At 42.7% G+C, this 23,289-nt stretch carries 25 protein-coding genes, 1 tRNA gene and 1 pseudogene; 20 read left to right on the top strand and 7 right to left on the bottom strand.

The genetic code is table 11. From position 1 onward, the window contains the following. Nucleotides 1-119: 119 nt before the first annotated feature. Nucleotides 120-193: transfer RNA gene (locus ANME2D_RS12850), tRNA-Thr, on the top strand. A 7-nt stretch (nucleotides 194-200) separates the two neighbouring features. On the opposite strand, the gene ANME2D_RS12845 is transcribed toward ANME2D_RS12850, so the two are convergent. Beyond that, nucleotides 201-632, bottom strand: coding sequence for a PPC domain-containing DNA-binding protein (locus tag ANME2D_RS12845; RefSeq protein WP_048092461.1), 432 nt, complete (start codon nucleotides 630-632; stop codon nucleotides 201-203). 239 nt (nucleotides 633-871) lie between these two features. Between ANME2D_RS12845 and ANME2D_RS12840 the strand changes: the two genes are divergently transcribed. From ANME2D_RS12840 to ANME2D_RS12825, 4 genes are all read left to right on the top strand, one after another. Beyond that, nucleotides 872-1,159, top strand: coding sequence for a DUF357 domain-containing protein (locus ANME2D_RS12840; protein WP_048092458.1), 288 nt, complete (start codon nucleotides 872-874; stop codon nucleotides 1,157-1,159). 376 nt (nucleotides 1,160-1,535) lie between these two features. Continuing rightward, the gene (locus ANME2D_RS12835) at nucleotides 1,536-1,931 is read left to right on the top strand and encodes a DUF555 domain-containing protein (RefSeq protein WP_048092455.1); all 396 of its coding nucleotides are present in this window, start codon (nucleotides 1,536-1,538) and stop codon (nucleotides 1,929-1,931) included. Continuing rightward, entirely contained in the window at nucleotides 1,928-2,599 is a 672-nt protein-coding gene (locus ANME2D_RS12830; RefSeq protein ID WP_048092446.1) for a diphthine--ammonia ligase, read from the top strand. Before ANME2D_RS12835 ends, ANME2D_RS12830 begins: the two co-directional genes overlap by 4 nt. Before the next feature lie 125 nt (nucleotides 2,600-2,724). Next, the gene (locus tag ANME2D_RS12825; protein WP_048092444.1) at nucleotides 2,725-2,964 is read left to right on the top strand and encodes an MTH865 family protein; all 240 of its coding nucleotides are present in this window, start codon (nucleotides 2,725-2,727) and stop codon (nucleotides 2,962-2,964) included. Between the two features lie 16 nt (nucleotides 2,965-2,980). Here the strand turns inward: ANME2D_RS12825 and ANME2D_RS12820 are convergent, their stop codons facing one another. Next, entirely contained in the window at nucleotides 2,981-4,153 is a 1,173-nt protein-coding gene (locus ANME2D_RS12820; protein ID WP_048092441.1) for a redox-regulated ATPase YchF, read from the bottom strand. 72 nt (nucleotides 4,154-4,225) lie between these two features. Here ANME2D_RS12820 and ANME2D_RS12815 point away from each other — a divergent pair, with 72 nt between their 5' ends. The 7 genes and pseudogenes from ANME2D_RS12815 (at nucleotide 4,226) to ANME2D_RS12790 (ending at nucleotide 10,584) form a co-directional block, all read left to right on the top strand. After that, a complete protein-coding gene (locus tag ANME2D_RS12815; RefSeq protein ID WP_241763373.1) occupies nucleotides 4,226-4,942 on the top strand; it encodes an RNA methyltransferase in 717 nt (238 codons plus the stop codon). A 167-nt stretch (nucleotides 4,943-5,109) separates the two neighbouring features. Continuing rightward, nucleotides 5,110-5,355 (top strand): annotated as a pseudogene (locus ANME2D_RS17500) (IS607 family transposase); the annotation flags it as partial. After that, complete coding sequence (locus tag ANME2D_RS12810; RefSeq protein ID WP_048092435.1) at nucleotides 5,342-6,610, top strand: RNA-guided endonuclease InsQ/TnpB family protein; 1,269 nt, start codon at nucleotides 5,342-5,344, stop codon at nucleotides 6,608-6,610. The pseudogene ANME2D_RS17500 and the gene ANME2D_RS12810, both read left to right, overlap by 14 nt. A 1-nt stretch (nucleotide 6,611) precedes the next feature. After that, nucleotides 6,612-8,168: a methanogenesis marker 14 protein gene (locus ANME2D_RS12805; protein ID WP_081810281.1), complete on the top strand. Its 1,557-nt coding sequence runs from the start codon at nucleotides 6,612-6,614 to the stop codon at nucleotides 8,166-8,168. After that, on the top strand, nucleotides 8,155-8,589 hold the full coding sequence (locus ANME2D_RS12800) for a DUF1890 domain-containing protein (RefSeq protein WP_048092433.1): 435 nt from the start codon (nucleotides 8,155-8,157) through the stop codon (nucleotides 8,587-8,589). Before ANME2D_RS12805 ends, ANME2D_RS12800 begins: the two co-directional genes overlap by 14 nt. Continuing rightward, nucleotides 8,568-8,840: a DUF1894 domain-containing protein gene (locus ANME2D_RS12795; protein ID WP_048092431.1), complete on the top strand. Its 273-nt coding sequence runs from the start codon at nucleotides 8,568-8,570 to the stop codon at nucleotides 8,838-8,840. The genes ANME2D_RS12800 and ANME2D_RS12795 overlap by 22 nt, the downstream gene beginning before the upstream one ends. A gap of 145 nt (nucleotides 8,841-8,985) precedes the next feature. Then, nucleotides 8,986-10,584 carry a PAS domain S-box protein gene (locus tag ANME2D_RS12790; RefSeq protein ID WP_081810280.1) on the top strand — a complete coding sequence of 533 codons (1,599 nt, stop codon included), beginning with the start codon at nucleotides 8,986-8,988 and terminating at the stop codon, nucleotides 10,582-10,584. Nucleotides 10,585-10,621: 37 nt separating this feature from the next. On the opposite strand, the gene ANME2D_RS12785 is transcribed toward ANME2D_RS12790, so the two are convergent. After that, nucleotides 10,622-11,446 carry an arsenite methyltransferase gene (locus ANME2D_RS12785; protein WP_048092425.1) on the bottom strand — a complete coding sequence of 275 codons (825 nt, stop codon included), beginning with the start codon at nucleotides 11,444-11,446 and terminating at the stop codon, nucleotides 10,622-10,624. A gap of 14 nt (nucleotides 11,447-11,460) precedes the next feature. Then, nucleotides 11,461-11,748, bottom strand: a complete 288-nt coding sequence (gene hgcC / locus ANME2D_RS12780; protein ID WP_241763372.1) for an HgcAB-associated protein HgcC — start codon at nucleotides 11,746-11,748, stop codon at nucleotides 11,461-11,463. Nucleotides 11,749-11,912: 164 nt separating this feature from the next. On the opposite strand from hgcC, the gene ANME2D_RS12775 reads away from it, so the two are divergent. The 4 genes from ANME2D_RS12775 to ANME2D_RS12760 are packed head-to-tail and all read left to right on the top strand — an operon-like array spanning nucleotide 11,913 to nucleotide 15,337. Further along, a complete protein-coding gene (locus tag ANME2D_RS12775) occupies nucleotides 11,913-13,151 on the top strand; it encodes an MBL fold metallo-hydrolase (RefSeq protein WP_048092423.1) in 1,239 nt (412 codons plus the stop codon). Continuing rightward, nucleotides 13,152-13,682: a tRNA (cytidine(56)-2'-O)-methyltransferase gene (locus ANME2D_RS12770; protein WP_048092421.1), complete on the top strand. Its 531-nt coding sequence runs from the start codon at nucleotides 13,152-13,154 to the stop codon at nucleotides 13,680-13,682. Beyond that, nucleotides 13,679-14,776, top strand: a complete 1,098-nt coding sequence (locus ANME2D_RS12765) for an ATP-grasp domain-containing protein (RefSeq protein WP_048092418.1) — start codon at nucleotides 13,679-13,681, stop codon at nucleotides 14,774-14,776. The genes ANME2D_RS12770 and ANME2D_RS12765 overlap by 4 nt, the downstream gene beginning before the upstream one ends. A 36-nt stretch (nucleotides 14,777-14,812) precedes the next feature. Continuing rightward, on the top strand, nucleotides 14,813-15,337 hold the full coding sequence (locus tag ANME2D_RS12760) for a transcription factor (protein WP_048092411.1): 525 nt from the start codon (nucleotides 14,813-14,815) through the stop codon (nucleotides 15,335-15,337). A 91-nt stretch (nucleotides 15,338-15,428) separates the two neighbouring features. Here the strand turns inward: ANME2D_RS12760 and ANME2D_RS12755 are convergent, their stop codons facing one another. Beyond that, nucleotides 15,429-15,752 carry a DUF2551 domain-containing protein gene (locus ANME2D_RS12755; RefSeq protein ID WP_048092408.1) on the bottom strand — a complete coding sequence of 108 codons (324 nt, stop codon included), beginning with the start codon at nucleotides 15,750-15,752 and terminating at the stop codon, nucleotides 15,429-15,431. A 190-nt stretch (nucleotides 15,753-15,942) separates the two neighbouring features. On the opposite strand from ANME2D_RS12755, the gene ANME2D_RS12750 reads away from it, so the two are divergent. From ANME2D_RS12750 to ANME2D_RS12740, 3 genes are all read left to right on the top strand, one after another. Then, the gene (locus ANME2D_RS12750; protein WP_048092405.1) at nucleotides 15,943-16,260 is read left to right on the top strand and encodes a HesB/IscA family protein; all 318 of its coding nucleotides are present in this window, start codon (nucleotides 15,943-15,945) and stop codon (nucleotides 16,258-16,260) included. A 5-nt stretch (nucleotides 16,261-16,265) separates the two neighbouring features. Next, the gene (locus ANME2D_RS12745; protein ID WP_048092398.1) at nucleotides 16,266-16,619 is read left to right on the top strand and encodes a nascent polypeptide-associated complex protein; all 354 of its coding nucleotides are present in this window, start codon (nucleotides 16,266-16,268) and stop codon (nucleotides 16,617-16,619) included. 128 nt (nucleotides 16,620-16,747) lie between these two features. After that, nucleotides 16,748-17,791, top strand: a complete 1,044-nt coding sequence (locus ANME2D_RS12740; RefSeq protein ID WP_048092397.1) for a metallophosphoesterase — start codon at nucleotides 16,748-16,750, stop codon at nucleotides 17,789-17,791. A 26-nt stretch (nucleotides 17,792-17,817) separates the two neighbouring features. On the opposite strand, the gene ANME2D_RS12735 is transcribed toward ANME2D_RS12740, so the two are convergent. Further along, on the bottom strand, nucleotides 17,818-18,981 hold the full coding sequence (locus tag ANME2D_RS12735; RefSeq protein WP_052368920.1) for an acyl-CoA dehydrogenase family protein: 1,164 nt from the start codon (nucleotides 18,979-18,981) through the stop codon (nucleotides 17,818-17,820). 104 nt (nucleotides 18,982-19,085) lie between these two features. Between ANME2D_RS12735 and ANME2D_RS12730 the strand changes: the two genes are divergently transcribed. Further along, complete coding sequence (locus ANME2D_RS12730) at nucleotides 19,086-19,553, top strand: hypothetical protein (RefSeq protein ID WP_048092395.1); 468 nt, start codon at nucleotides 19,086-19,088, stop codon at nucleotides 19,551-19,553. Between the two features lie 445 nt (nucleotides 19,554-19,998). Here ANME2D_RS12730 and ANME2D_RS17060 read toward each other — a convergent pair whose 3' ends face one another. Then, nucleotides 19,999-23,061: a PAS domain S-box protein gene (locus tag ANME2D_RS17060; RefSeq protein WP_081810279.1), complete on the bottom strand. Its 3,063-nt coding sequence runs from the start codon at nucleotides 23,059-23,061 to the stop codon at nucleotides 19,999-20,001. Nucleotides 23,062-23,289 lie beyond the last annotated feature (228 nt).

Below are 23,289 nucleotides of genomic sequence, written 5' to 3'. Positions count from 1 at the left end.
ATCGCTTAGCACAAATATGATTCAGGATACTATTCGGAACTACGACCGATCGGAAGTACTGTAATTACCGAAGCTTTTAAATCTAAATCAAACCTTAAATAGAGAAGTATTTTCCTCAGGCCTCGGTGGCTCAGCCTGGCAGAGCGAGAGATTTGTAATCTCTAGGTCGAGGGTTCAAATCCCTCCCGGGGCTTGCTTTATTAAAATGTTACCGGTGAGAATCCTATCTTCTCGCTGAATACCCTTTCAGCCTGAATATCTATCTCCATTATGAATATCTCAAGCACCATGAATGCCTGCGCCGTTTTCCTGATGCAGCCCATCGTAATCTCTTTACTGCTGCCCGCAGCCGCATGAAGATGTATCCTGGGCGCACCTTTTTCCCGGAAGATATTGCCTGCTCCAAGGATCTCACGCACATCATCGAATGCAGACCACACAACAGCAGGGGGCACTACTTTCTCTTGCGGTCCTGTGACTAATTCTGCTCTCCCCATTGCTCCGAGTATTATAAAAAATGCAGATCTTATATCCTCTTTGAGAGCCAGTCCTGATAATTCAGCAAGCAGGTCTTCACCGTGATCAACCCTTACAACAAATACACGACCTATTGAGCCCTTTCGATAATCCATGTACTGAGTACATCCAGGCGTTATTAAAAACTTTTGGAGAATATAATTTGGGTATAATTTGGGTATCTTTCTGGAAAACTGTTAATATATATTAAAATATGGTGACTGTCCGTAGAGGAATAATTATTTTCAAGATTTCCTATCCATAAAATCTTGTAATCCTCTACCTCCTTTTAAAAACTCTCTGTGATTAATATTACAGTAATCTTTACATATCTGTGCCACGATAATATGATTTAATGAAACAACCTGCTGTTCTTGAAGAGAAAGTAAAGAGATATGAGAGCCTGTTACGTAAAGCACTCTCGGCATTTGAGATCGCACCACAGGAAAAATCCCATCTGATAAGAGTTGCGGATGATTTTTCCAGTATGGCAAGCTCTTATTATGATGATGGCGTATATTTCATTGAGCAGGGGGATATGGTAAACGCACTTGCCTGCTTCAGTTATGGTCATGCATGGCTGGATGCGGGCGTAAAACTCGGCGTATTTAAAGCGAGTGATGAAAATTTATTTACGATATAAAAATTTATGTCTTTTTTTTCTTTGTTAAATTAGATCAACAATATTCTTCCACCCATAATCAGATTCTTATGTAATCATAAATGCTTTATAAAATATAATAAACCGCAGATAAACGCAGATAACAACCATTTGGGTTTATCGGCGTTCGTATATTACGCAAATTTAGGAATCATGCTATACCACCATTCAGGGCAATATTACCTTAAAACTATATATAATTCGTCTAAAGTTCTTTTAATATGCCTCTGGGCACTTTCTATATGCTTAAGTATCTTTGTAACCTATATAGTCAAATATGAAGTCTTTAGAACTATTCTTTAGTAAAAATAAACATGTACTTTTAAATGCGGTTACTATTTAAAAGAGGAATAATCAAATGGGAAATTATAGAGTTACATTAGAAGCCGCCTGGCTTGTGAAGGATGTTGAAAGCGTTGATGATGCTATGAATATAGCAATCTCAGAGATAGGAAAACTGCTAAATCCTGATTTGAACTTCGTAGATATCGAGGTGGGTGCTACAAGCTGCCCTGCATGCGGTGAAGCTTTTGACAGCGTATTCATGGCAGCAGGTACAGCACTTGTGGGCATCCTGCTTGAGATGAAGGTCTACGATGCCCAGAGCGAGGAGCATGCGGCAAGGATCGCAAAATCCACAATAGGCAAGGTATTAAAAAATACTCCGCTCAATGTTATTGAGGTTGAGGAGTTTGAAGGCCCAAAAGAGACAAAAGAGACAAGGGAGAAAATAAAGCAAAAGGTAAAAAAATGAAACTGGCTGCGTTGATCTCAGGCGGCAAGGACTCATCATTTGCAATATACAGGGCCTTACAGGAAGGTCATACTGTAACAGATCTTGTTACAATAAAACCTGAGAGTGAGGACTCCTATATGTTCCACTCTGCAAATATCCACCTTACCGATTTGATATCACAGGCATGCGGCATCCCTCTTACCTCAAGGACATCTTCAGGTGAGAAAGAGAAGGAACTCGATGACCTGAAGGATGCACTTCGCTCTTTGAAAGTGGATGGCGTTGCGGTCGGGGCTATCGAATCCGAATACCAGGCATCGCGCGTGCGGCGCATCTGCAGTGAGCTTGGCCTTAAGATGTATGCACCGCTCTGGCACATGGAGCCTATCGGGCTGCTCGGTGAGATGATTAAATGCATGGATATCAGGATAGTCAAGGTTGCGGCTGCAGGAATGGATGAATCATGGCTTGGGCGGCGCTTTGATGAGACGATGCTGGAAGATCTAAAATCTCTTAATCGCAGGTACAGGGTTCATATTATGGGAGAGGGAGGCGAGTACGAGACGCTTGTGCTTGATGCGCCGTATTATAGAAAAAGGATCAACCTGCTTGAGACAGGGAACATCTGGATGGGAGACCACGGGGTTATGAGGGTGATAAAAGCCGAGCTTGTTGAGAAGGATTAGATTAAAAGTCAAGTCTCTATTACGACCCTGAAAGTTACTCTTGTATACATTAATGTACTAAGTACATTTTAATAACGAATAAGTATATACTAATAACTTAACAATAGAGTTATGAGGTGATATGAATGACTGTCCGCGATGAGATACATGCGCAGATCACGGGGGCACTTGCAGATGCAAAGTTCCCGATAGGGACGCCAGAAGAACTCCTGGCAGCCTTTCCTGATGGAGCAAATACAACATGCAAGGCAGGCAATGTTGAGATGACAGCAGGTGAGGCCGGAAAACTGCTTAAAGCAAGCGACTTCCCCTTTAGAAGCGCAAAACAGGTAGCCGACGTAATCGTTCAGAGAGCAGGGCTGTAAGCCCTGTTCTTCTGGTCTATTTCACAGCCACGATCTTTATGATATCCCCATTCTTCAATTCGTATTTATCGCCAAGCCTCATCCTGGTGCGTGCATCCACAGCATAGAGAAATCCCTTGCCTATATCGGTATGGACCATGAAAGCCAGGTCCTTCGGGGTGCTTCCTCTCTTTAACAGGAAGGCATCTGGAAGTATCCTTCCGCTCTTATCCGTGAACCTGTTCTCATCCTCTACAGGATAGACGATTATACGATCAAGAAGCCTGAATACTGTCTCATCGACACATCTCTGGATACCTGTTCCGTTATTTTTCTTAATAAGGGTACGTATCTTCAAAAGCGCTTCTCTCTGGGCATCTGAGAGGTCTGGTGATTCAATAAAATCATTATCTCCAGGTATATATTTTACCGCCCCGCTTTTATCAGCAAGGCGCAGTGCAACTTCGGCTGCGGCGCTGACAGGGATTGCGCCGGCTTTTACAAGGCGCTCGATATTCTGCTGTGGAGCCATATCTATCTTATTTGCTGCAATAATGAGGGGTTTGCTCTCAGCCCTGAGCATGTCCGAAAGCTCAGTGATCTGTTCATCAGTCCATACGTGAGGCTTATCGCGGGGTAATTTCAATTTTGCAAGCGCTGTTCTCACATGGGATTCTCTAATCCCTGCGCCCTCAAGCTGCCCTGCGATTGTCTCCTCAAGCTTGAGCCCCTCTGCCTGGATTTTGCGTGATAGCCTATCCCAGTTGCGTTTCAGGATTCCGAAGATCCACATCGTTATTTCGTGCTCCAGGAATTTTATATCCTCAAGCGGGTCATGCGAACCCACAGACACGGGATTTCCCTCGATATCTGTTCCGCCGGATGCATCTATTACATGTATTATCGCCTTTGCCTGCCTCAGGTTATCAAGGAAGGCATTTCCAAGCCCGCGCCCCTTATGTGCCTCAGGGACAAGCCCTGCCACATCTATCATTCCTATGGGCACAAACCGCACGCCATCCCTGCAGTTTCCGCACTTGAGGTTCAGTCCCACGCATGGACAGGTCGTTCTTATATACGCCACGCCATGATTTGCATCGATAGTGGTGAATGGATAATTCGCAATCTCAACATTCGCTAAAGTGGTGGCTTTAAAAAATGTTGATTTTCCTGAGTTTGGTTTTCCTGCAAGTGCTATTGAGACGGCCATGCTCTTAATACAGTTCCTGTGAACTTAATTCTTGTCTTATAATTCTAGCAAAAATTAATGTGTCCTCTGCACATGAAAAGAGTCACAATGGAACTTAGCTTTCGCGTTATACTTGTTGAACCGATCTACAGCGGCAACGTTGGCTCAGTAGCCCGTGTAATGAAGAACTTCGGCTTTAATGAGTTGATACTCCTGAATCCATGCGAGCTTGATATGCCTGCGCGTTTAATGGCCATGCATGCCTATGATCTAATAGAGAGCGCCAGGATAGTAAGTTCACTTAAAGAAGCCATAGAGGGTTCAAATATAGTTGTAGGCATGACAGGACTTCCAGGAAGGACTGATAACAGGCACATAAGAATGCCTGCCCTGTCCCCGCGCAAGCTCAGGGATAAGCTCTCAGGAAAAAGCGGGGTTGTATCACTGCTCTTCGGAAGGGAGGATGACGGGCTCAGGAACGATGAACTTGAGCTTTGTGATATCATAGTGACCATACCCACAGACCAGGAGTATCCGAGCATGAATCTGTCCCATGCAGCCGCTGTTGTTTTATACGAACTGAGCGATGTTGGGAGCGGTGATACCTGCATGGCAGACCGTTTCGATATCGAGCTGTTGTACGAGCACCTGAATGAAGTGCTATCAGATATCGAATATAAAGAGCATAAAAAGGACAAGACTAGGCTTATGCTGCAGAGAATACTGGGCAGGGCTGAATTGACCGGGCGTGAGGTCCAGACCCTTCGGGGTGTACTGCGCCGCATACAGTGGAAACTGGATAAAAAATGATGCTATCCTGACATCGACTTATAGTATATAGTTCAAAATACTATTTTTAATTATGTTCTATGGTAGTTAGGTTTTTAAGCTTTTAGGGTGTTGGTATTGGCATCGAAACCCGGAGAAGCATATAGTTCATTAAAACGATAACCATATATAAGAATAATATCATTTGGCAACAAATCGAAAAGGTGATAATAGCTTACAAAGATCGATTAAGTCGTGTTGGATTTGAGCTATTCACACATCTTTTTAGACGATACGGCACAGAAATAGTAGTAGTTTCAGAAGTCGGTAACAAAAAGCTCGACTCGGAAGAGATATTTGAAGAGATAATTTCATTGTTGCATTGCTACTCTATGAAACTGTACATCAAGCGTCAGAACAAGAAATTAGAGGTTGGCATAGATGAACGTAATTAGAACAGAACATATAGAACTTAATCCAAACGAAACACTTTCTGAACTGTGCCACTACTCCAAGAACTTATGGAATGAAGCAAATTACACTATTCGTCAAGAATTCTTTGCTAATGGAAGATGGATTCGTTATGGAGAGCTCGATAAAAAGCTAAAGTCTTCAGAAAATTATAAAGCTCTCAATGCTCAATCAGCACAACAGACATTAAGGTTGATTGATAAATCCTGGAAAGGAACTTTTGAAGGAATAAAAGAAAGGACAAAAAATCCTGATAAGTTTTTAGGCAAAGTCAAATTACCTAAATATAAACCAAAAGACGGCGAGACAATTTTAATTTTTACAAATCAACAGGCATCAATTAAAGATGGAAATCTCACATTCCCTAAAAATTTGAGTCTAAATCCAATTAAAACCAGACTTCCGAATAATATGAACTTAAGGGAAGTTCGTATTATCCCAAAAGGAACTGGCTATACTTGTGAGATCGTATATAAAACACTTAACGAAGAAGGTGAAATAAATAAGAGATGGTACGCAAGAAGACACAATGAAAATAGAATTGCGGGAATAGATCTTGGAACAGTTAACATCGTAACCATAGGAAATAACATTGGTGAACAACCAATTGTTATTAAGGACGATGGTACTGGAATCAAATCAATAAATCAATTCTATAATAAAAGCAGAGCAGAACTACAGAGCATCTACGACTTACAAGGAATAAAACACGGAAGCAGAATGGACAGGCTTAATTTCAAACGCAACCTAAAAATCAATGACCAGATGCATAAAATCAGCAGATACGTCATTAACTACTGCAAGCTTCACAACATAGGAACATTAGTAATAGGTCATAACGACAACTGGAAACAAAAATGTGATTTGGGCGAACGTAACAACCAGAATTTCGTTTCGATTCCCTACTACAAATTAATCCAGATGCTTCAGTACAAAGCCGAAGAAGCAGGCATAACAATTAAGATGCAGGAAGAATCACATACAAGCAAATGCTCATTCCTTGATAATGAATCCATAGAGCATCATGACCGGTACATAGGAAAACGAATCAAACGTGGTTTATTCAGGTCAGCTAAAGGAATCCTGATAAATGCAGATGTTCAAGGCGCGTACAATATTATTCGTAAAAGCGAACCGAATGCTTTCCAGAAATGGAATGCGGACGGTGTAGGAGGGTGCGGGCTACACCCAGAAAGAGCAAATATTAAAAAGATATTATCTTTTGCAGAGGTCTGTTGACATGGTTAACGGAAATCATAGCCTGGTAAACCCGCTAAAGTTGATCCTGGGATACTCACTTGGCCCAAAACCAAGGGTATCTGAGAGTCTTGTCATTTCCCCTGTCAAACTGAAGGCAGATCTCTACAGGCTTGCTGATATAGCTCCGTTCTTCCTTGTTGCATCCATAGAAGTAGGGAATACCACAACCAAATGCATCCTGACTGCAACGAATATGAAGGACGGCCATACATGGCTTGTTAACAAGAAGGTGAAAATGACCCGGGATATCAGGAAACCAAGGTCCAATGAGAGGATCTTTGGCACCACCTTAAGCGGTGTATCGCTCACGAGGGAATCCATTGCAGAACTTGTTCGCGATACTCTTGTTGAAGCGCATGAGGAGGTTAATCTCGATATCAGGACAGATCTTGATTTTGCGGTCAGGTCTACAGGTGTTGTTGCAGGCTTCTCATCCCCGCATGAGGTCGGAGAGTTTATAAAAGCCCTGGCAGACGGCTGCCTTCTTGCCGGCATCCCGCCAAAAAAGATGGTGCCTGCTATGTCGATTGATCACCTGCCTGCGAAGTTCCGATCTCACAGTCTTCTGGGAAAGATCATGTTTTCAGGTGCGGTGGGCGGTGTGCTTCCTCCTCTTGGCTCTACCGGCGTTGAGATAGTGGCGAACGAGATGGAAGGTGAGCTCTCAACAGCCGGGATCAAAGAAGGGGCAAAATGGGCAGGTGTGGATTTCAGGAACCCTGTTTTTTCAATGGACTTCGGGACAACCCTTAAAGGGCGGATCACCAATGATGAAATACCGTATGCAAAGACGATCGGCAACCTGTGCGGCTATGCAGGTGCGATCCCTGATGCTATAATAAAAGGCACAGGGCTTGTTGATAAAAGGTTCGGAGCAGCACTTGATCTATTTAACAACAGCAAGGAGCCCATGGTATGGCTCTTAAAAAGCAACGCCATTAAGAACTACGCGCAGGCTATTAATTCACTTATATCTATTGAGATCGTGCCGGAGGACAGGGACAGATACGGAAGCGTACCTGTTAGTCCCGCTGCTGCAAAGAATATCGGCGTTACCCTTATAGGATGCGATGTGGGCGTGAATGGAAGCCTTATGCCGAAGTTGACCGATATCGGTGCTGAGATCTACTCAAAACACGGTCTTAAGATATTATTTGCCACTCTTGACCTTGTCTCTGCCCTTATGGTAGGGCGTCTTGTAAAGCTGGGCATCGATAACAGACTTATCTCTGAGAAGACATCCATCGGGCTTACAGGCAGGGCGGCTATCACTGGCTGTAAGCCGTATCTGATACTGAGGGCAATAGAGAAACTCGGGATATACAAGGAACCAGGAAGTTATGTCGTGTTTGTGGATGATGGGCTTGCCAGGGGAGCGGCTGTAATGGCACGTTGCATGAACTCGATGGGCGTTCCTGGAAATCCTATAGGAGGAATAAGGGGAGGAGGATGTGTCCTGGGCAAGCGTATCGAATACCATAAAAGATCAAAAGGTGGGATAAGACCTGAGAGCACTTCTACTGATGGGATGTCCTGAGCTGCCAGTCCAGACAGCGGCTGCGCTATACCTTGCCAGCAGATTGAACAGGGAGGATTTTGATGTGACAGCAGCAGGAAATAGAGCAGCTATCAGCCTGCTTTTGAACTCTGATCCTGAAAGACACTACATTAAGAAGGTAATGGATATTGACAGGTGCATAGGAGAGCTGGCCCAGAAGAGAATGGATTTTGATATATGCTTTGCCTTCATACACAGCGATAGCGGCATTGCATACCTTGCCACAGTAAAGGCTCTCTCAACTGCAAGAACGGTCGCCGTTATCTTCGGAAAGGAGATCGAACCGCTTATAGAGGCAGGCGGAGATTCAATAATAATAGCTGCAAAGGCTGTGCATAATCCCGCGCCTATTCGGGCAAAGATAGACGAGGTGAGGTCATGGGCTGCATTGATGAGATGAATTACGAGATACTGCTCCCCAGCAGTTCTTTTAAGGAATGCGCGGATTATATAAAGAAAAATTTTAAGGAAATCTTTTATGTGCCTGCTGGCTACATGATTTTCGGTAATTATTTAATAGGAATCCCGCCTATCCCGATTGCAGTGGAGAACGATGATATTATCATGCCGTATGTTAAGCCCTGCCATGGAAGTTTTGTACTGAGAATACCCGGAGGAGAGGAAGTTAAGAGGCTCAGGGCAGGGAAATGAGGAATAAACGATAGAATTACTATATTCTTAATTCCTTCAAACATCACAATCCACATCCTTCTACATATACTTCATATATATATGCAATGGCGTTCATTAAGTACCCGTTAAAATCGAGCTCTATAGAACATAAATAAGTATTGAGATGGAGTACTGGATTAGAGTAATGGAAGATATTAATGTAAAATCAGAACAATTTAATGAAGAAAAACTTGCTTTTCTGGCATCAATTATAGAATCCTCAGATGATGCGATTATCGGTAAGACACTGGATGGCACCATTTTGAGCTGGAACATGGGCGCACAGAAGATATATGGCTATTCAGCCAATGAGGTCACAGGTCACTCTATCTCTATCCTCGTTCCACCAGGCTATCCAGATGATATCTCCCAGATTCTTAAAAGAATAAGGCAGGGGCAGCGCATTGAGCACTATGAAACCGTGCGTATGAGAAAAGACGGCAAAAAAATCGATATATCTCTAACCATTTCCCCGATCAAGGATTCAACTGGCAGGATTATAGGTGCCTCAACAATTGCGCGGGATATCACAGAGCGCAAGCGGGCAGAGGAGGCGCTGCGCAGAGCATACGATGATCTGGAGATGCGGGTTCAGGAACGCACCTCTGAACTTTCAAGAACCAATGAGGCGCTGCGAAGAGAGAGGGATAAGGCGCAGAAGTATCTGGATGTTGCAGGGGTTATGGTCGTAATTATAGGTGCAGATCAAAAAGTCGTACTTGTAAATAGAAAGTGCTGCGAGATCTTAAGGTATAATGAGCACGAGATTATTGGTAAAAACTGGTTTGAAACTTTTCTTCCAGAGAGAGTCAGGTATGAGGTAGAGGTAGTTTTTACAAAGTTGATGGCAGGGGAAATTGAACCTGTTGAATTTTTTGAAAACCCTGTTCTGACCAGGAGTGGTAAGGAAAGAATGATTGCATGGCATAATACTGTATTGAGGGATGAAGCAGGCAATATCACTAGTATCCTCAGTTCAGGAGAAGATATCACAGAGCGCAAGCGAGCAGAGGAGGAGCGCGAGCGATGGACGGCGGAGCTTGCCCGCTCGAATGCCGAACTTGAGCAATTCGCATACGTAGCCTCCCATGACCTTCAGGAGCCGCTGCGCATGATATCTGGCTTCACCAAACTTCTGGAGAGGCGATACAAAGGCAGGCTTGATAGGAGTGCTGATGAGTTCATTGCTTATATTGTGGATGGAGCCGCACGGATGCAGAGGATGATCGAGGATCTGCTGGCGTACTCGAGGGTTGGAACGCGCGGCAAGCCGTTTGAGCCCACAAACTTTGAAGATATCTTTGACCAGGCAGTTGCTAATCTGATGATAACAATTGAGGAAAATAAAGCTCAAGTTACGCATGACCCTCTGCCCACTGTTATGGCTGATGATTCACAAGTGGCTCAGTTGCTTCAAAATCTAATAAGTAACGGTATCAAATTCAGGAGGGAGGAGCCGCCCCGTGTTCATGTTTCTGCCCGGAGAAAGGGAAATGAATGGTTTTTCTCTGTACAAGATAACGGAATAGGTATAGCTCCTGAGTTCTTCGGAAGTCTTTTCCAGCTATTCCAGCGCGAGCACGCTGCAAACAAATACCCTGGTACAGGCATAGGTCTTGCCATTTGCAGGAGGATTGTAGAGCGGCACGGCGGCAGGATATGGGCTGAATCCGAGGTAGGTAAGGGTTCAAAATTCTACTTCACGATACCAGTGAAAAAGTGAATAATAATTTCTAAGCTTTCCCCTCCATGTTCTTTTTCTATTTTATTCCCTGAACCTTTATGCTGATAACCGACTCACTGATCTCATTTATTGTCTCAATCGGAACATTAAAATTGTCAATAATAGCCTTTGCAGTCGGATCGTTAGCCATCAATTCGACAGGATAATGTACTTCGTCAATTATTTTGACATCCCCAAAGCCTGCACTTTTTATTGCTTCCAGGTACTCATCCTTCATTATGGCACCTGAGAGGCAGCCGATATAAGCCTCAACGGAATTTTTTATGCCCTCAGGAAGCTCTTTTAGCAGAACCATATCTGAAATCATAAGTCTTCCACCTGGCTTAAGTACCCTGAATGCCTCTTTAAAAACCCGTCCTTTATCGGGTGCAAGGTTAATAACACAGTTTGAGATGATCACATCAACAGAACTATCCGCAGCAGGTATATTCTCGATCTCCCCAAGCCTGAACTCTACATTTCCGTAATTGCCTTTTCTTGCATTCTCTCTTGCCCTCTCAATCATCTCAGGTGTCATATCCACGCCGATGACTTTCCCTTCCATGCCAACCCTGTTTGCAGCAAGGAAACAGTCAAAACCAGCACCTGAACCAAGATCAAGTACAGTTTCCCCTCTCTTTAGCGATGCCACAGCAACAGGATTCCCGCACCCAAGGCCGAGATTTGCGCCTTCGGGCACAGAGCTAAGCTCATCATCCCTGTACCCTATTCTCTTGCTGATACCCGCTGCTGACCCGGTACTTCCGTAACAGGCAGTTGCAGGGGCACAGCATGAACTTTCCTTTCTGGCTATTTTAGCATAGCCTTCCCTTACTACTCTCTTTACAGTTTCTTGTTCCATATATATACCTCCTCTTATTCTTGTATAATCTCTTTCATCATAGGGCCAAGTATGTCCTTTATCATCTCTGCAAAACTCTCAGTCTTAATTAAAGAGATACAGCATACTTTACCGTCCTTCTCCCAGCTTATAACAGCCAGCTTATCTCCCGCGCGGATATCTGCCCTGTCTCTTATCTCCTTGGGAAGCACCATCTGTCCCCGCTCATCCACGCTTATTATAGATTCGACTTTACAGCAGCCTATCCCGAAATCTGTCGGTGTGCAGCATGACATATTTCCATCTTTTTCGGTCAGTTTCATCTAATTCACTAATTCAGTAACGTTCATCAGAATATTTAAGCTTTTCTGAATTATCAGCATATTCTGATAAATCTGTAATATGATTTTATATTGTATCGTAACAATTGGTGATTATAGTCAAAATGTTCTTAACTATAAATAATAAAATAACCTGAGGCGATAACATTAACATACGATTTTTAGGCGGAGCAGGGGAAGTCGGTAGATCTGCAATACTTATAAATGAAGAACTGCTAATCGATTACGGCATTAAGCCAGCAGATCCACCTGTATATCCGTTGAACGGATTACGTCCAAGAAGCATGATACTCTCTCACGGGCACCTTGACCACTGCGGACTTGCGCCCAATCTCATGGATCTTGAACCTGATATATATTCTACGACCATGACTGCAAGGCTCTGTGCACTCCTGGCAAGGGATACCCTCAGAATATCTGAGAGCAAAGGGCATATCGTTCCATATTATAATGAGGAGATCCAGGAGTTTGAAAGGCGGGTCCAAAAAGTGGATTACAGGCAGGAATTTGAAACAAATGGCTATCAGGCATGCCTTTATAATGCAGGGCATATTCCCGGCTCTTCCTCTGTGTATCTTGAGAAGGATGAACAGAGCATGCTCTACACAGGAGATATAAATACCCTACAGACAGAGCTTCAGAGTGGTGCAGACGCAAAGCATCCAGAGAGTGATATCCTGCTGATAGAGAGTACATATTTTGACCGGAACCACACACCCAGGAAGATACTTGAGGAGCGGTTTATCGAATCTGTTAAGGAAACCATTGATAACGGAGGAAAAGCTGTGATCTCGGCCTTCAGCATAGGCAGGACACAGGAAATAATGCTGATTCTGAAAAAACATGGGATTGATGCCTATGTCGATGGCATGGGAGTTGATGTCTTCAACCTGATAAAAAGGTCACCTGATTCTGTACGGGACATTAAAAGACTCGAAAAGGCATTCACAGGTTCAAATATTGTAAAACCAGAAGAGCGGAGGGAGATAATCCAGGAACCGGTGGTAATTGTGACCAGCGCAGGTATGCTAAACGGCGGACCTGTACTATATTATATCAGCAGGATCTACAATGACCCGAGGTCAAAAATCCATCTCACCGGTTATCAGGTCGAAGGGACAAACGGAAGAAGAGCGCTTGAGAGCGGATATATAGAGGATAGAGGTGATATAATCCGCCTTAATTGCGGGATTGAACTGTATGATTTCTCCGCACACTGCGGCGACACACAATTAAAAGAACTTGTAAAGAAATTCTGTGATAATGGTACAGAAACAGTTCTACCTGTGCATGGGGATAATACTGCGGGCTTTGCAAACTGGATAAAGGAAGAAATAGGAGTGGATTCAACTGCTCCGGTAAATGGAGAGACAATTTATATATAAATTATGAGAATAGTAGTGTTGAGACTCGGCCACCGCATCCAGAGAGATCAGAGAATAACAACCCATGTAGGTCTTACTGCGCGTGCTCTGGGTGCAGAGGGTATGCTTCTTGATTCTGATGATACCGGAATTGAGAAAAGCCTGAATGAGGCAACAGCAAGATGGGGAGGATCATTTTATGTCAGAAGGATTACGAACTGGAAAAACGAGGTCAAGAAATGGAAAGAGACAGGCGGTAAAGTGATGCATCTCACTATGTACGGCATTAACCTTCCTGATGTGACACATGAAATCCTGTCTCATGATCTTTTAATCGTTGTCGGTGCCGAGAAAGTCCCGCCTGAGATATACGATCTGGCAGATTGGAATGTTGCAGTCGGGAACCAGCCGCATTCAGAGGTCGCCGCCCTTGCAATAGTGCTTGATCGGCTGCAGAAAGCATCAGGTAAAGATCCTTTAAAAACACACTTCATGGGCGGTGAGCTTAAGATCACTCCGAGCAGGGCAGGGAAAGAGGTAAAGAGTAGATGAAGATCCTGGTGATCGGCAAGAGTACACGCGGGATTGTGTGCTCAGCCAAAAGAGCAGGGTACACTGTATACGCCCTTGATCAATTTGGCGATGTAGATATGCGCAGGTGCGCAGATAAGGCTCAATTTTTGGATAATGTGAATAGAATACCTGAGCTTGTTAATTCCTTTGGGGAATTCGATGCAATAATCCTGGGACCGGGTTTTGAGAGACTCAAGTTTAAAAATATACTGAATAACAGGCTGAAGATAATAGAAGAGGTGAGTGATAAACTAAGCATTTCAAAGAGATTCAAATCAATGGGCATACCACATCCTGATACCGAACCACTGGATAAGGCATCAGGGCTTAAATTCCCCCTGATGGTAAAACCAAGATCTGGCTCAGGTGGCATACAAAACACTATTGTCAGAAATGAGGATGAGTTAACTTCGTTTAAGGCAAGGAGCGATGCAGGCGAGTTCATAGCCCAGGAATTCGTGAATGGTATACCCTGCAGTGCTTCTTTAATAGGTACGGGGGATGATGTGGCAATCGTTGCGTTAAACGAACAATTGATAGGCAATCCCTGGCTTACCAGATTGCCATTTGCTTACTGCGGAAATATCACACCGTTTAGCACAGGATTCAATAAAGAGATGATAGAGTATGCAAAACAGATCGCACTTGAATTCAGGCTATCAGGTTCAAATGGTGTAGATTTCCTTTTGACTGAAAAAGATGTTGTGGCTATTGAGGTAAATCCGCGCTTCCAGGGAAGTATTGATACAGTTGAGCTTTCTACTGGAATGAATATTTTTGATGCCCATGTCAGATCATTTGAAGGCCAGCTTCCAGAATCAAGGGAGCCAGTATGCTTTGCAGCAAAAGCCATTATGTATGCAAATAAGAAAACAATTATATATCAAAAACTCTCAGATAGGCTTATTAAGTATATGGATAATAAACATGCTGCAGATATCCCTCAACCTGGATGGGTTGTCCAGCCTGATGAACCCATAGCTACAGTGCTTGAAACAGGCAAAATACGCGAGGGAGTTTTAGAAAAGGTGAAACGATACGCACATGATATTAAGATTATGACGGAAGTTTAAAGTCATATAAATGCAAGAATATAGTGGTGATGATTTTTGGTTGATTTAAATGATCCTGTTGTCAGAGGTTATTTCATAAATCTTGTTGGTGAAGAAGGTTTCAAAGTTGTGCAGAAGATGCCAGAAGGAGAGGTCACAGATGAGAAGATAGCAGAGGTGACGGGCGTTTTATTGAATATTGTCAGGAGGACGCTGTTCATATTATATGAGAACAGGCTTGCTTCATATCGAAGGGTAAGGGATACTGACAGCGGCTGGCTTACATATCTGTGGAGGCTTGACATGAGCAACCTGCCACGCCAGCTTGAGATTGAGGCCAAAAAAATTTTAAGAAATCTTAAGGCCAGGCTTGAGTTTGAGGAAGGTAAGGTATTTTACACATGCAAGAACCAGTGCGAGCGTTTTCTTTTTGAAGAGGCGGCTGAGCTTGAGTTTATCTGTCCTGTATGCGCTGAGGATTTAGCATATCAGGATAACGAACCTATAATAATGGCCCTGAGGCAGAGAATTTTAGAACTTGAACAATTAACCGCAGGTGCGGCCGAGGGTGCTACTGCTTGATAGAAGAAGCTATGGTTCTGAGCCTGAGAAAAAAACAGCTTGATAAAAAAAATAACCAAGCATATTGTTGGATTAAATAATGAGATTTATGTTATGATGTGTTGATAGCAGCGTTTTTATTCAATGCGTTTTTAATTATTTCTATGTACTCTTCTTTTAATGAATATACCGTAGGTGTTTTATATGATTCCTTGCAGGCATGGAGAATCCCGAGTTTTGAGTGGATGTAACCCAGCATTGAAGCTACTGCACTATATGAGATCTTGAATCTCATATTGAGTTCACGATAAAGCTGGTCTACAGTTACTTTCTTTAGTTTCAGCAATACGTTTATTATAAATTTCCTGACACCATCGATATCAAGCTCCAGGTATACCTCAAGGCGCCTTTTTATTCTAAGTTTAAGTGCCTCCATCGTATCACCTTATTTAAAACTTTCTTTACTAATATATATACTTTTCTCAATTATAATTAATTTAAACGTTATTAAATCCTTCTGGATCGGGATAAACCTTACTCCTTGTTCTCATGGCGGTATGTATTTATCATATTATGGCATTTTAGCTACCATATACCTATAAGACAGAGAACTTGAGGAAATACAAATGATAGAGATTACAGATACTGCGGCAGCAGAGTTGAAACAATTACTTGAAAGAGAGAAGAAGAGCGACCACGGGTTACGTGTATTCGCAGCCGGGATGAGCTGCAGCGGAATACAGTATGGTCTTTCTCTTGAGAAATCCCCAAAGACCGAAGATACTGTACTGGAGAGTAATGGAATAAAGCTATTCTTTGACAGAGATCTCCAGGATGATATCGACGAACTGAGAATTGATTATATTGATAATGACTACGGAAAGGGTTTCATAATAAACAATCCTAATCTACGGTGCGGCTCAGGATGCAGCAGTTGCGGGTGATCTAGATGTTTCCTGGTCTTGGCCGGGGTATGAATCCCCGCAAGATGGCTTCGATGATGAAGCAGATGGGGATTGATATCAATGAGATAGAGAATGTAGAAGAAGTGATCATCCGTACGCCTGAGAAGGATATAATATTCAAGGATGCCGAAGTTACAATAATGGATGCGAGGGGAATGAAGACCTATCAGATTGTCGGAACACCCCAGGAAGTGGCACGCGAGATAAAGATCCCTGAAGATGATATCAAGCTTGTGATGGAGCAGACAAGCTCAAGTGAGAATGATGCCAGAAACGCACTCAAGGAAACAAAAGGGGATATCGCTGAAGCTATATTGAAGCTCACTAAAACGGATTAGTTTTTAAATTTTTAAATCTTTAGCTATATTTGGTCTATCTCTCTATAGTAGCGATTCCCTCACTGAAAGTCTTTTCATTGCGAAAGTATATATATTAAAAGTTATATAGACTGTTCCTGGTGGTAATAATGAGTATTATGGTAGTATCTGATGTTCATCTTGGCGATGAATCATCCAACCATGAACATTTCTCAAAATTCATAGACTGGATAGCAGCACTAGAAAAAGATGGCGTCAGGAACATTAAATCAAACGGAAATGAGATCCAATTAAGTCCTCCTGAAAAACTCATATTGCTTGGAGATATCCTGGAACTATGGAGCCCGGAGGATAATAATATGAAATATACAGCCCAGCGAGCTATTGAACCGTTCGGAAAACTCGTCAGCCTGGGATGCGAGAAGATATTCGTGCTGGGCAATCATGATGAAGATATCTCGGAGTATCTGGAAGAAATCAAATCAAATGGTAGCTCGGTCATTAAAAAGAACAGCTTCATGACTAAATCAGATTTTACAATAATAGATCGACATTATCCTGAAGATCCGCATGATAAAGAAAAAGGATTCTTGCAGGTTGGAAAGAGAAAATACTTTTTCCTTCATGGACAGCAATTCGACAAGTTATTTATTTCGGTTGGACGTTTAGCAAGCATCCCAACACGTATTGCTAAAATATCAAATGCATTCTCAAGGATTTTCCAGCCAAACGGGTGGTCCATAGTGGCGTTATTTGCTATCTTAAGTGGCATATACATCGTATGGAGAAATGATATGGTTTTAGCATTTTCTGTTGTTACATTTCTGTTATCAATCCCGAGGCTTTTCACATACTTACAGGATAAAGTATGGGCAAATATCAAGGTATTATTTACTGATAAGCCAAAGTACATGGATGTAGAGACAATAATTAAAGAGAAATATTACGATTTTGATAAAGATATGACTGGAGAGGATGTAAACTTCGTCTTTGGGCACACACACGTACCTGAGATACACCAGCATAAATTCAATTCAAAAGGCAAGGAGCACGAGATGCTTTTCGTGAACTCAGGCTCATGGGTGAAGGAAAAGGATTACACTCATGATACCTTTGTTTATATCGATGAGACAGGCTCGTATCTGTTTAAATGGAATATCGGTGGAGATATAGAATTGTTGCAGTCTCTATAGTAAGATAAGCAACAGGGAAGGGCATTTCAAGTCTGCCTTAATGAGATATGGGCTATCAGACCCCTTAATATCTCAGATGTCCCTTCACCGATAGTGAGAAACCTTGCATCGCGCCAGTGCCTGTGAATGTCGCGCTCATCGATGTACCCGTATCCTCCGTAGATCTGTATGGCATCGTCGCATACTCTCAGAGCCATCTCTGAAGCGAAGAGTTTAGCCTGGGCGGCTTCGGATGCTATGTCTTTTCCTTTATCTTTTAGATGGGCTGTGTAATAGGTAAGCAGTCTTGCAGCATTTATCTCTGTTGCCATATTAGCCAGCTTCTCCTGTATAAGCTGAAAGCTTGAGATGTTATTCCCGAATGCCTTTCTCTCTTTGCTGTACATGAGGGATTTCTCATATGCTGCCTGCGCTATCCCGACAGCTAACGCTGCAAGCGTCATCCTTCCGATATTCAGCATCTGCTTTGCATATTCAAACCCTTCTCCATCCTCTCCAAGAAGATTCTCTCTTGCAATCCTGCAGTCCTTGATACGTATCCCTGATAACCCAAGCCCTCTGAGCCCGAGTTTAGGCATGTTCCTGGTTATCTCAAATCCTGGTGTTCCCCTCTCCACAATGAACGAGGAGAGACCTTTATCAGTGTTGGCAAACACCAGGATGATATCAGCCTCTCCTGGATTTGTTATTAATATCTTATAGCCGTTTAGAATATAGGTATCTCCTGAGAGCCTGGCATTTGTCTTTATTGATCTCGCATCAGAGCCGCAGCAGGGCTCTGTGAGCGCATAGGCTGCAAGACCTCTACCCCCAACTAAACCTCTCTCTTTAAGGAACTCCTTTCTCTGCCGCTCATTCCCAAACAGCCTTATGCCTTCGCAGACCATTCCCTGAACAGATACCTGCAGGGCAGTATTTGCACAGGCTTTAGCCAGCATCTCCAGAGCAGCAATATATACAGGATAAGGAAGTCCTGAGCCGTTGTACTCCTCTGGAAAAGGAATAGCCATAACCCCATGCTTTACCAACTCTTTAAAATCAGGGAATATCCCTTCATGATCTACCTTTTTTGCATCTGGCAGGATTTCTTTCTCAGCAAAATTCCCAATAGATTCAAGCATCTGATTGTACTTATCTGCGTCAGGAAAGAGCATCCCGATTATATTTCTTTGCTCCTTTATGTAAAACATATATCTCCCAGCTCTAAAAATAAAGTCGTCTTTGTATCACTTAAACATTTCGAAGGGATAAATAGGTACATTTATTTTAAGCAGGTAATCTACACCTTCATATTATGAAGAGATTAGATTTTTATATATCTTTAATAGCAATAATGTGGCTGACGGTTGTTGTTTTAGGTTTTATAAGTGAGGATGTTATCCAAAGGTCTGATGCAATGCAAAGCTCTACTCTGGCGATGTTTCAGCCAGGTATAACTGCGGAAGTAGAAAAAGATCTGGTTAAACTGAGCCATACAGGCGGCGGCGATATAACTTTGAGTAATATTACAATAATCATCGAGCAAGGTGATGCAAGTGCAATTTATGAGAAGCTAAACCAGAGTAATGACAAATTTGTGAGAGGTGATACTTTACATCTCACGCCCGCTGGTATCAGTCTGAATGGGAGAGAGCTTAAAGTTGGAAAAATTTCAATAAATAGTTCTGGAGTTGTAAGAAATGAGACAACCGTTATGTTTGTTAACCTTACAAGCGGGAACCTGTTAACAAAAATCGTTTCGGATGAAGAATTTTTCAGCTAAACTTTTTATCCCAATTGTTTGACTAAGCATTTCAAACTCCACCCAATTGATTGTGTACTCAAAACTCCATCATAATGATGATGCTTACGATTATTATTTACATGGATAAATATTTATTTATGTAGATTGTACATATGTATCGTACACATAGGTTGTACAGTACCTGACAGATCGGCAGGTTGGGAAGTGGTTACAGAGGGGGTGGGAGTGGTTTTATCCTCTTCTTGCTAATTGAGTAATATAGGCCCTGCAGCTATCCATTATTATAGCCACGTTCAGCCCGTTTGCTCCCTTTGCGTTGTCATGCTCACTCAAGTGTTTTGCCATCGAAAGAAGAAGCCTAATAAAGATTTGGTGGTTAAAATAGCCACTATAGACGAGCTAAAGAAGAACAGTTTTAAGGAATGGTTCGAAGTAGGGAACAAGTAAGATCAACGGGACATATTTAAACTTCAGGATTTTGATGCTGTGTTGCATAAATATTTACATTAGTGCTCAGAACCTCATGTATGGTCTTGAGCAACTTCTCAGCAGTGTAAGGCTTTGGTAAAAAAGCGTTTGCATTAATATCTACAACTTTAGCAAGCTTCTCCTTCTCTGCGAGCCCACTTGCAGCTATAATCTTTACTTTAGGGTTGATTTTACGCAGTATTCGAATGCTCGCCAGCCCATCCATATTAGGCATTGCCATATCCATAAGAACAACCCTGGTCTCTTCTATGTTTTGTGAGTAAAGAGCTACTGCATCTGCACCATCATTAGCTGTAATCACTCTGTATCCACAGGCTTCCAATGTTGAACAGGTAACCTCTCGAATTGTGGCTTCGTCATCAACAACAAGAATCAATTCTTGTTGTCCTATTGGCAATTCAAGCTTCTGCTCTTGCACTTCTTGCAGTTCGGTTTTAATCGCAGGCAAATATACCTTAAATGTTGTCCCTTCTCCAACTTCACTATAAACATTTATAAATCCACCGTAGCTTTTAACAATCGCATGAGATGTTGAGAGACCGAGCCCTGTGCCTTTGCCATGTTCTTTTGTGGTAAAAAACGGTTCAAAGATTCTATCCAGTATTTCAGGAGAAATACCTGTTCCAGTATCCGATACCCAAATAACAACGTACTGACCTACATTAGCATCAGGAAGCATCCGTGCAAAATCTTCATCAATCAAAAAATTCGAAGCTGTGATGCTCAATATACCGCCATCCGGCATAGCATCTCTGGAATTCACGCACAGGTTCATTATAACCTGATGTAATTGTGTGGCATCTCCTGAGATGGTAAAGAGGTCTTTCTTTATATCGGTTCTGATTTCAATGTTCCTGGGAAATGTCTCTTTTGCTATCTTCTCAATGTCAGATATTATCTGTCCTACCTGGAGAGGGTTGCGTTCTCCTTCAATACCTCGTGCAAACGACAGAACCTGCTTTATTAAATTAGCTCCACGCTGGGAGTTCCGCTCAAGGATAGAAAGCAATTTCTGGCTCTGCTCGTCCGTGAATTTTTGCTTTAACATTTGCAGGGATAGCATCATTGGCGTCATCAGATTGTTGAGGTCATGCGCTATACCGCCTGCGAGCGTGCCTATGCTTTCCATCCTCTGGGCACGTAATAACTGTGCCTCAAGTTTTTTCTTCTCGGTGATGTCAGTGTTAATTATAAGTATTGACTTCGGTTTTCCTTCACCGTTACGAATCAAAGACCAGCGGCTTTCGACAATGATTTCTTTTTTATCTTTCGTTATTTGATGTAGTTCGCCTGTCCACTCTCCTCTCTCAATTACACTCTTTTTGGCTTGAATAAGTAAAGGTGATTCTTTTTTATATACGAGTCCATCGGCATTCTTACCTATGACTTCATCTGCTGTCCAGCCATACAGACGCTGTGCGCCTTTATTCCAGTAGATGAGACGGTGTTCTAGATCACGGACCCCAATGGCATCTTGTGCTTTGTCGAGAAGCGACGCTTGATCATATATTTGCTTCTCAGCCCGCTTGCGCTCGGTGATATCTTTAGCGATAACGGAAAGACCAAATTTAGAGGGATAGGCATTAATTTCAAAAAAGAGGTTTTTGTCCCCAACCCGATATTTATGCACGAAACTCTGGGGTTGTTGTGTTTTTAATACCTCCGTGTACAGCTTCTCTGCTCTTGACCCTTTTAGTTCAGGGAAAAGCTCGAATAAGGATTTCCCGATAGCATCTTTTGCTGAAATTCCTGTTAGAGCAAAAGATGCATTATTCCAATAGGTATATCTTAAATTCCTGTCCAACGCATAAAAAACTTCGCCGATACTTTCAGCAAGTTCCCTATACTTTGTTTCGCTCTCCAGCAATGCCTCTTCAGCCCGCTTACGCTCTGCAATTTCAATCTCCAATTCTACGTTGGCTTCTTCCAGTTCTGATGTTCGCTCCTGAACACGTATTTCTAACTCATCGTATGCTATGCGCAACGCCTCCTCAGCATGCTTGCGCTCAATTATGTCACGGAAGACTAGCACCACGCCAATAGTCTTGCCACCCCCATCTCTTATCGGTGCACCGCTGTCGTCGATCGGGGCTTCAGTTCCGTCCTTTCTGACCAGGATCGTGTGGTTGGCAAGACCGATAATTCCCCCTTCCTGGAGCACCCTGGTGACAGGGCCTTCAACTTCAGCGCGGGTGTACTCGTTAATGATATTGAACACCTCAGTCACAGGTTTTGTCAAAGCCTCAGAGAGAGTCCAGCCGGTTAGCTCTTCCGCCACGGCGTTCATGAAAGTAATCCGCCCTTCAACATCTGTGGCAATGACCGCATCGCCGATGCTGGCAAGGGTGGTGGCGTAGCGCTGCTCGCTTTCCCGCAGCGCCTCCTCCGCCCGCTTTCGCTCTTCGATTTCAACCCGTAATGCCTGTTTTGCTTCCTTAAGTTCGGAACTTTCTATAATTCTCCATGCACCTTCTCGCTTGATGAGAGCAAATTGATGCGTGTTCACTACATCCATGACCTCGTTTGCTCCACATTTATCAAGGGAATATGTGCAAATAGCCAGCATCTTATACTTGCCAATGACATTGTTCACTTCTAACTCATAATCAGTAAAATCCTTCCAAAGATAATCTTCCAGCCAAAAGGTATTACCTGTTAACCTCAAACCAGTATAGCCTCTCTCCATGGCTTGATTCAGCTTTTCAAGCCAGCCGTTGAGAACTCTTTCATGGTTGAAAGTACCTTCTTTGAGGTACCAGTCGGTATATGGAATAATTTCTATCTGTCCTTTTCTTACATATTCATCAAAATTGGGCATCGCTTCTCTCATCGCTTCTTTGGCTTCTTCTTCACTGAGAGGATCTGATGTAACCCACATGCAGAACTCATTATTCTTTAACCCTGCTTTGAAATAAGGCACAAGAGTATCAATTAAATCTTCCTTTGTCTTATAAAATTGACAAAAGTGAGTACCCCACGGTACACTGCCTATAATATCGATTCCCGACTCTCTTAGAACTCCTTCCATCTTAATCATCTCTTTTTTCTAATTTGTACACTTCTTTTTCGTCTTTAACTTTGAAGTCCTCTGACGCAGTTCTTTTATGAGTTGCTCGTTAACCTTGACCTTATCTTTCACCATTTTTCCTCTTAAAACAGGCAATAGTTCCCCTCATCCCATCTCATCGTTTCAACACCCTTGCGTCCTGTCCTGTAGCATTTGATAGATTACACATACTATATTAATTTGACGCTCCCGTATGTA

Source organism: Candidatus Methanoperedens nitratireducens, assembly GCF_000685155.1.
GTDB lineage: Archaea > Halobacteriota > Methanosarcinia > Methanosarcinales > Methanoperedenaceae > Methanoperedens > Methanoperedens nitratireducens.
This window is presented reverse-complemented; position numbering and strand designations above follow the sequence as displayed.

What these genes read in the sequence shown, in the direction of transcription:
- ANME2D_RS12755 (WP_048092408.1), bottom strand. Translation starts at nt 15,752, where the DNA reads ATGGAGGCACTTAAACTTAGAATAAAAAGGCGCCTTGAGGTATACCTG.
- ANME2D_RS12825 (WP_048092444.1), top strand. Translation starts at nt 2,725, where the DNA reads ATGACTGTCCGCGATGAGATACATGCGCAGATCACGGGGGCACTTGCA.
- ANME2D_RS12800 (WP_048092433.1), top strand. Translation starts at nt 8,155, where the DNA reads ATGGGATGTCCTGAGCTGCCAGTCCAGACAGCGGCTGCGCTATACCTT.
- ANME2D_RS17060 (WP_081810279.1), bottom strand. Translation starts at nt 23,061, where the DNA reads ATGATTAAGATGGAAGGAGTTCTAAGAGAGTCGGGAATCGATATTATA.
- ANME2D_RS12765 (WP_048092418.1), top strand. Translation starts at nt 13,679, where the DNA reads ATGAAGATCCTGGTGATCGGCAAGAGTACACGCGGGATTGTGTGCTCA.
- ANME2D_RS12785 (WP_048092425.1), bottom strand. Translation starts at nt 11,446, where the DNA reads ATGGAACAAGAAACTGTAAAGAGAGTAGTAAGGGAAGGCTATGCTAAA.
- ANME2D_RS12845 (WP_048092461.1), bottom strand. Translation starts at nt 632, where the DNA reads ATGGATTATCGAAAGGGCTCAATAGGTCGTGTATTTGTTGTAAGGGTT.
- ANME2D_RS12790 (WP_081810280.1), top strand. Translation starts at nt 8,986, where the DNA reads ATGGAGTACTGGATTAGAGTAATGGAAGATATTAATGTAAAATCAGAA.
- ANME2D_RS12730 (WP_048092395.1), top strand. Translation starts at nt 19,086, where the DNA reads ATGAAGAGATTAGATTTTTATATATCTTTAATAGCAATAATGTGGCTG.
- ANME2D_RS12745 (WP_048092398.1), top strand. Translation starts at nt 16,266, where the DNA reads ATGTTTCCTGGTCTTGGCCGGGGTATGAATCCCCGCAAGATGGCTTCG.
- ANME2D_RS12735 (WP_052368920.1), bottom strand. Translation starts at nt 18,981, where the DNA reads ATGTTTTACATAAAGGAGCAAAGAAATATAATCGGGATGCTCTTTCCT.
- ANME2D_RS12835 (WP_048092455.1), top strand. Translation starts at nt 1,536, where the DNA reads ATGGGAAATTATAGAGTTACATTAGAAGCCGCCTGGCTTGTGAAGGAT.
- ANME2D_RS12740 (WP_048092397.1), top strand. Translation starts at nt 16,748, where the DNA reads ATGAGTATTATGGTAGTATCTGATGTTCATCTTGGCGATGAATCATCC.
- ANME2D_RS12805 (WP_081810281.1), top strand. Translation starts at nt 6,612, where the DNA reads ATGGTTAACGGAAATCATAGCCTGGTAAACCCGCTAAAGTTGATCCTG.
- ANME2D_RS12810 (WP_048092435.1), top strand. Translation starts at nt 5,342, where the DNA reads ATGAACGTAATTAGAACAGAACATATAGAACTTAATCCAAACGAAACA.
- ANME2D_RS12820 (WP_048092441.1), bottom strand. Translation starts at nt 4,153, where the DNA reads ATGGCCGTCTCAATAGCACTTGCAGGAAAACCAAACTCAGGAAAATCA.
- ANME2D_RS12840 (WP_048092458.1), top strand. Translation starts at nt 872, where the DNA reads ATGAAACAACCTGCTGTTCTTGAAGAGAAAGTAAAGAGATATGAGAGC.
- hgcC (WP_241763372.1), bottom strand. Translation starts at nt 11,748, where the DNA reads ATGAAACTGACCGAAAAAGATGGAAATATGTCATGCTGCACACCGACA.
- ANME2D_RS12750 (WP_048092405.1), top strand. Translation starts at nt 15,943, where the DNA reads ATGATAGAGATTACAGATACTGCGGCAGCAGAGTTGAAACAATTACTT.
- ANME2D_RS12830 (WP_048092446.1), top strand. Translation starts at nt 1,928, where the DNA reads ATGAAACTGGCTGCGTTGATCTCAGGCGGCAAGGACTCATCATTTGCA.
- ANME2D_RS12815 (WP_241763373.1), top strand. Translation starts at nt 4,226, where the DNA reads ATGAAAAGAGTCACAATGGAACTTAGCTTTCGCGTTATACTTGTTGAA.
- ANME2D_RS12795 (WP_048092431.1), top strand. Translation starts at nt 8,568, where the DNA reads ATGGGCTGCATTGATGAGATGAATTACGAGATACTGCTCCCCAGCAGT.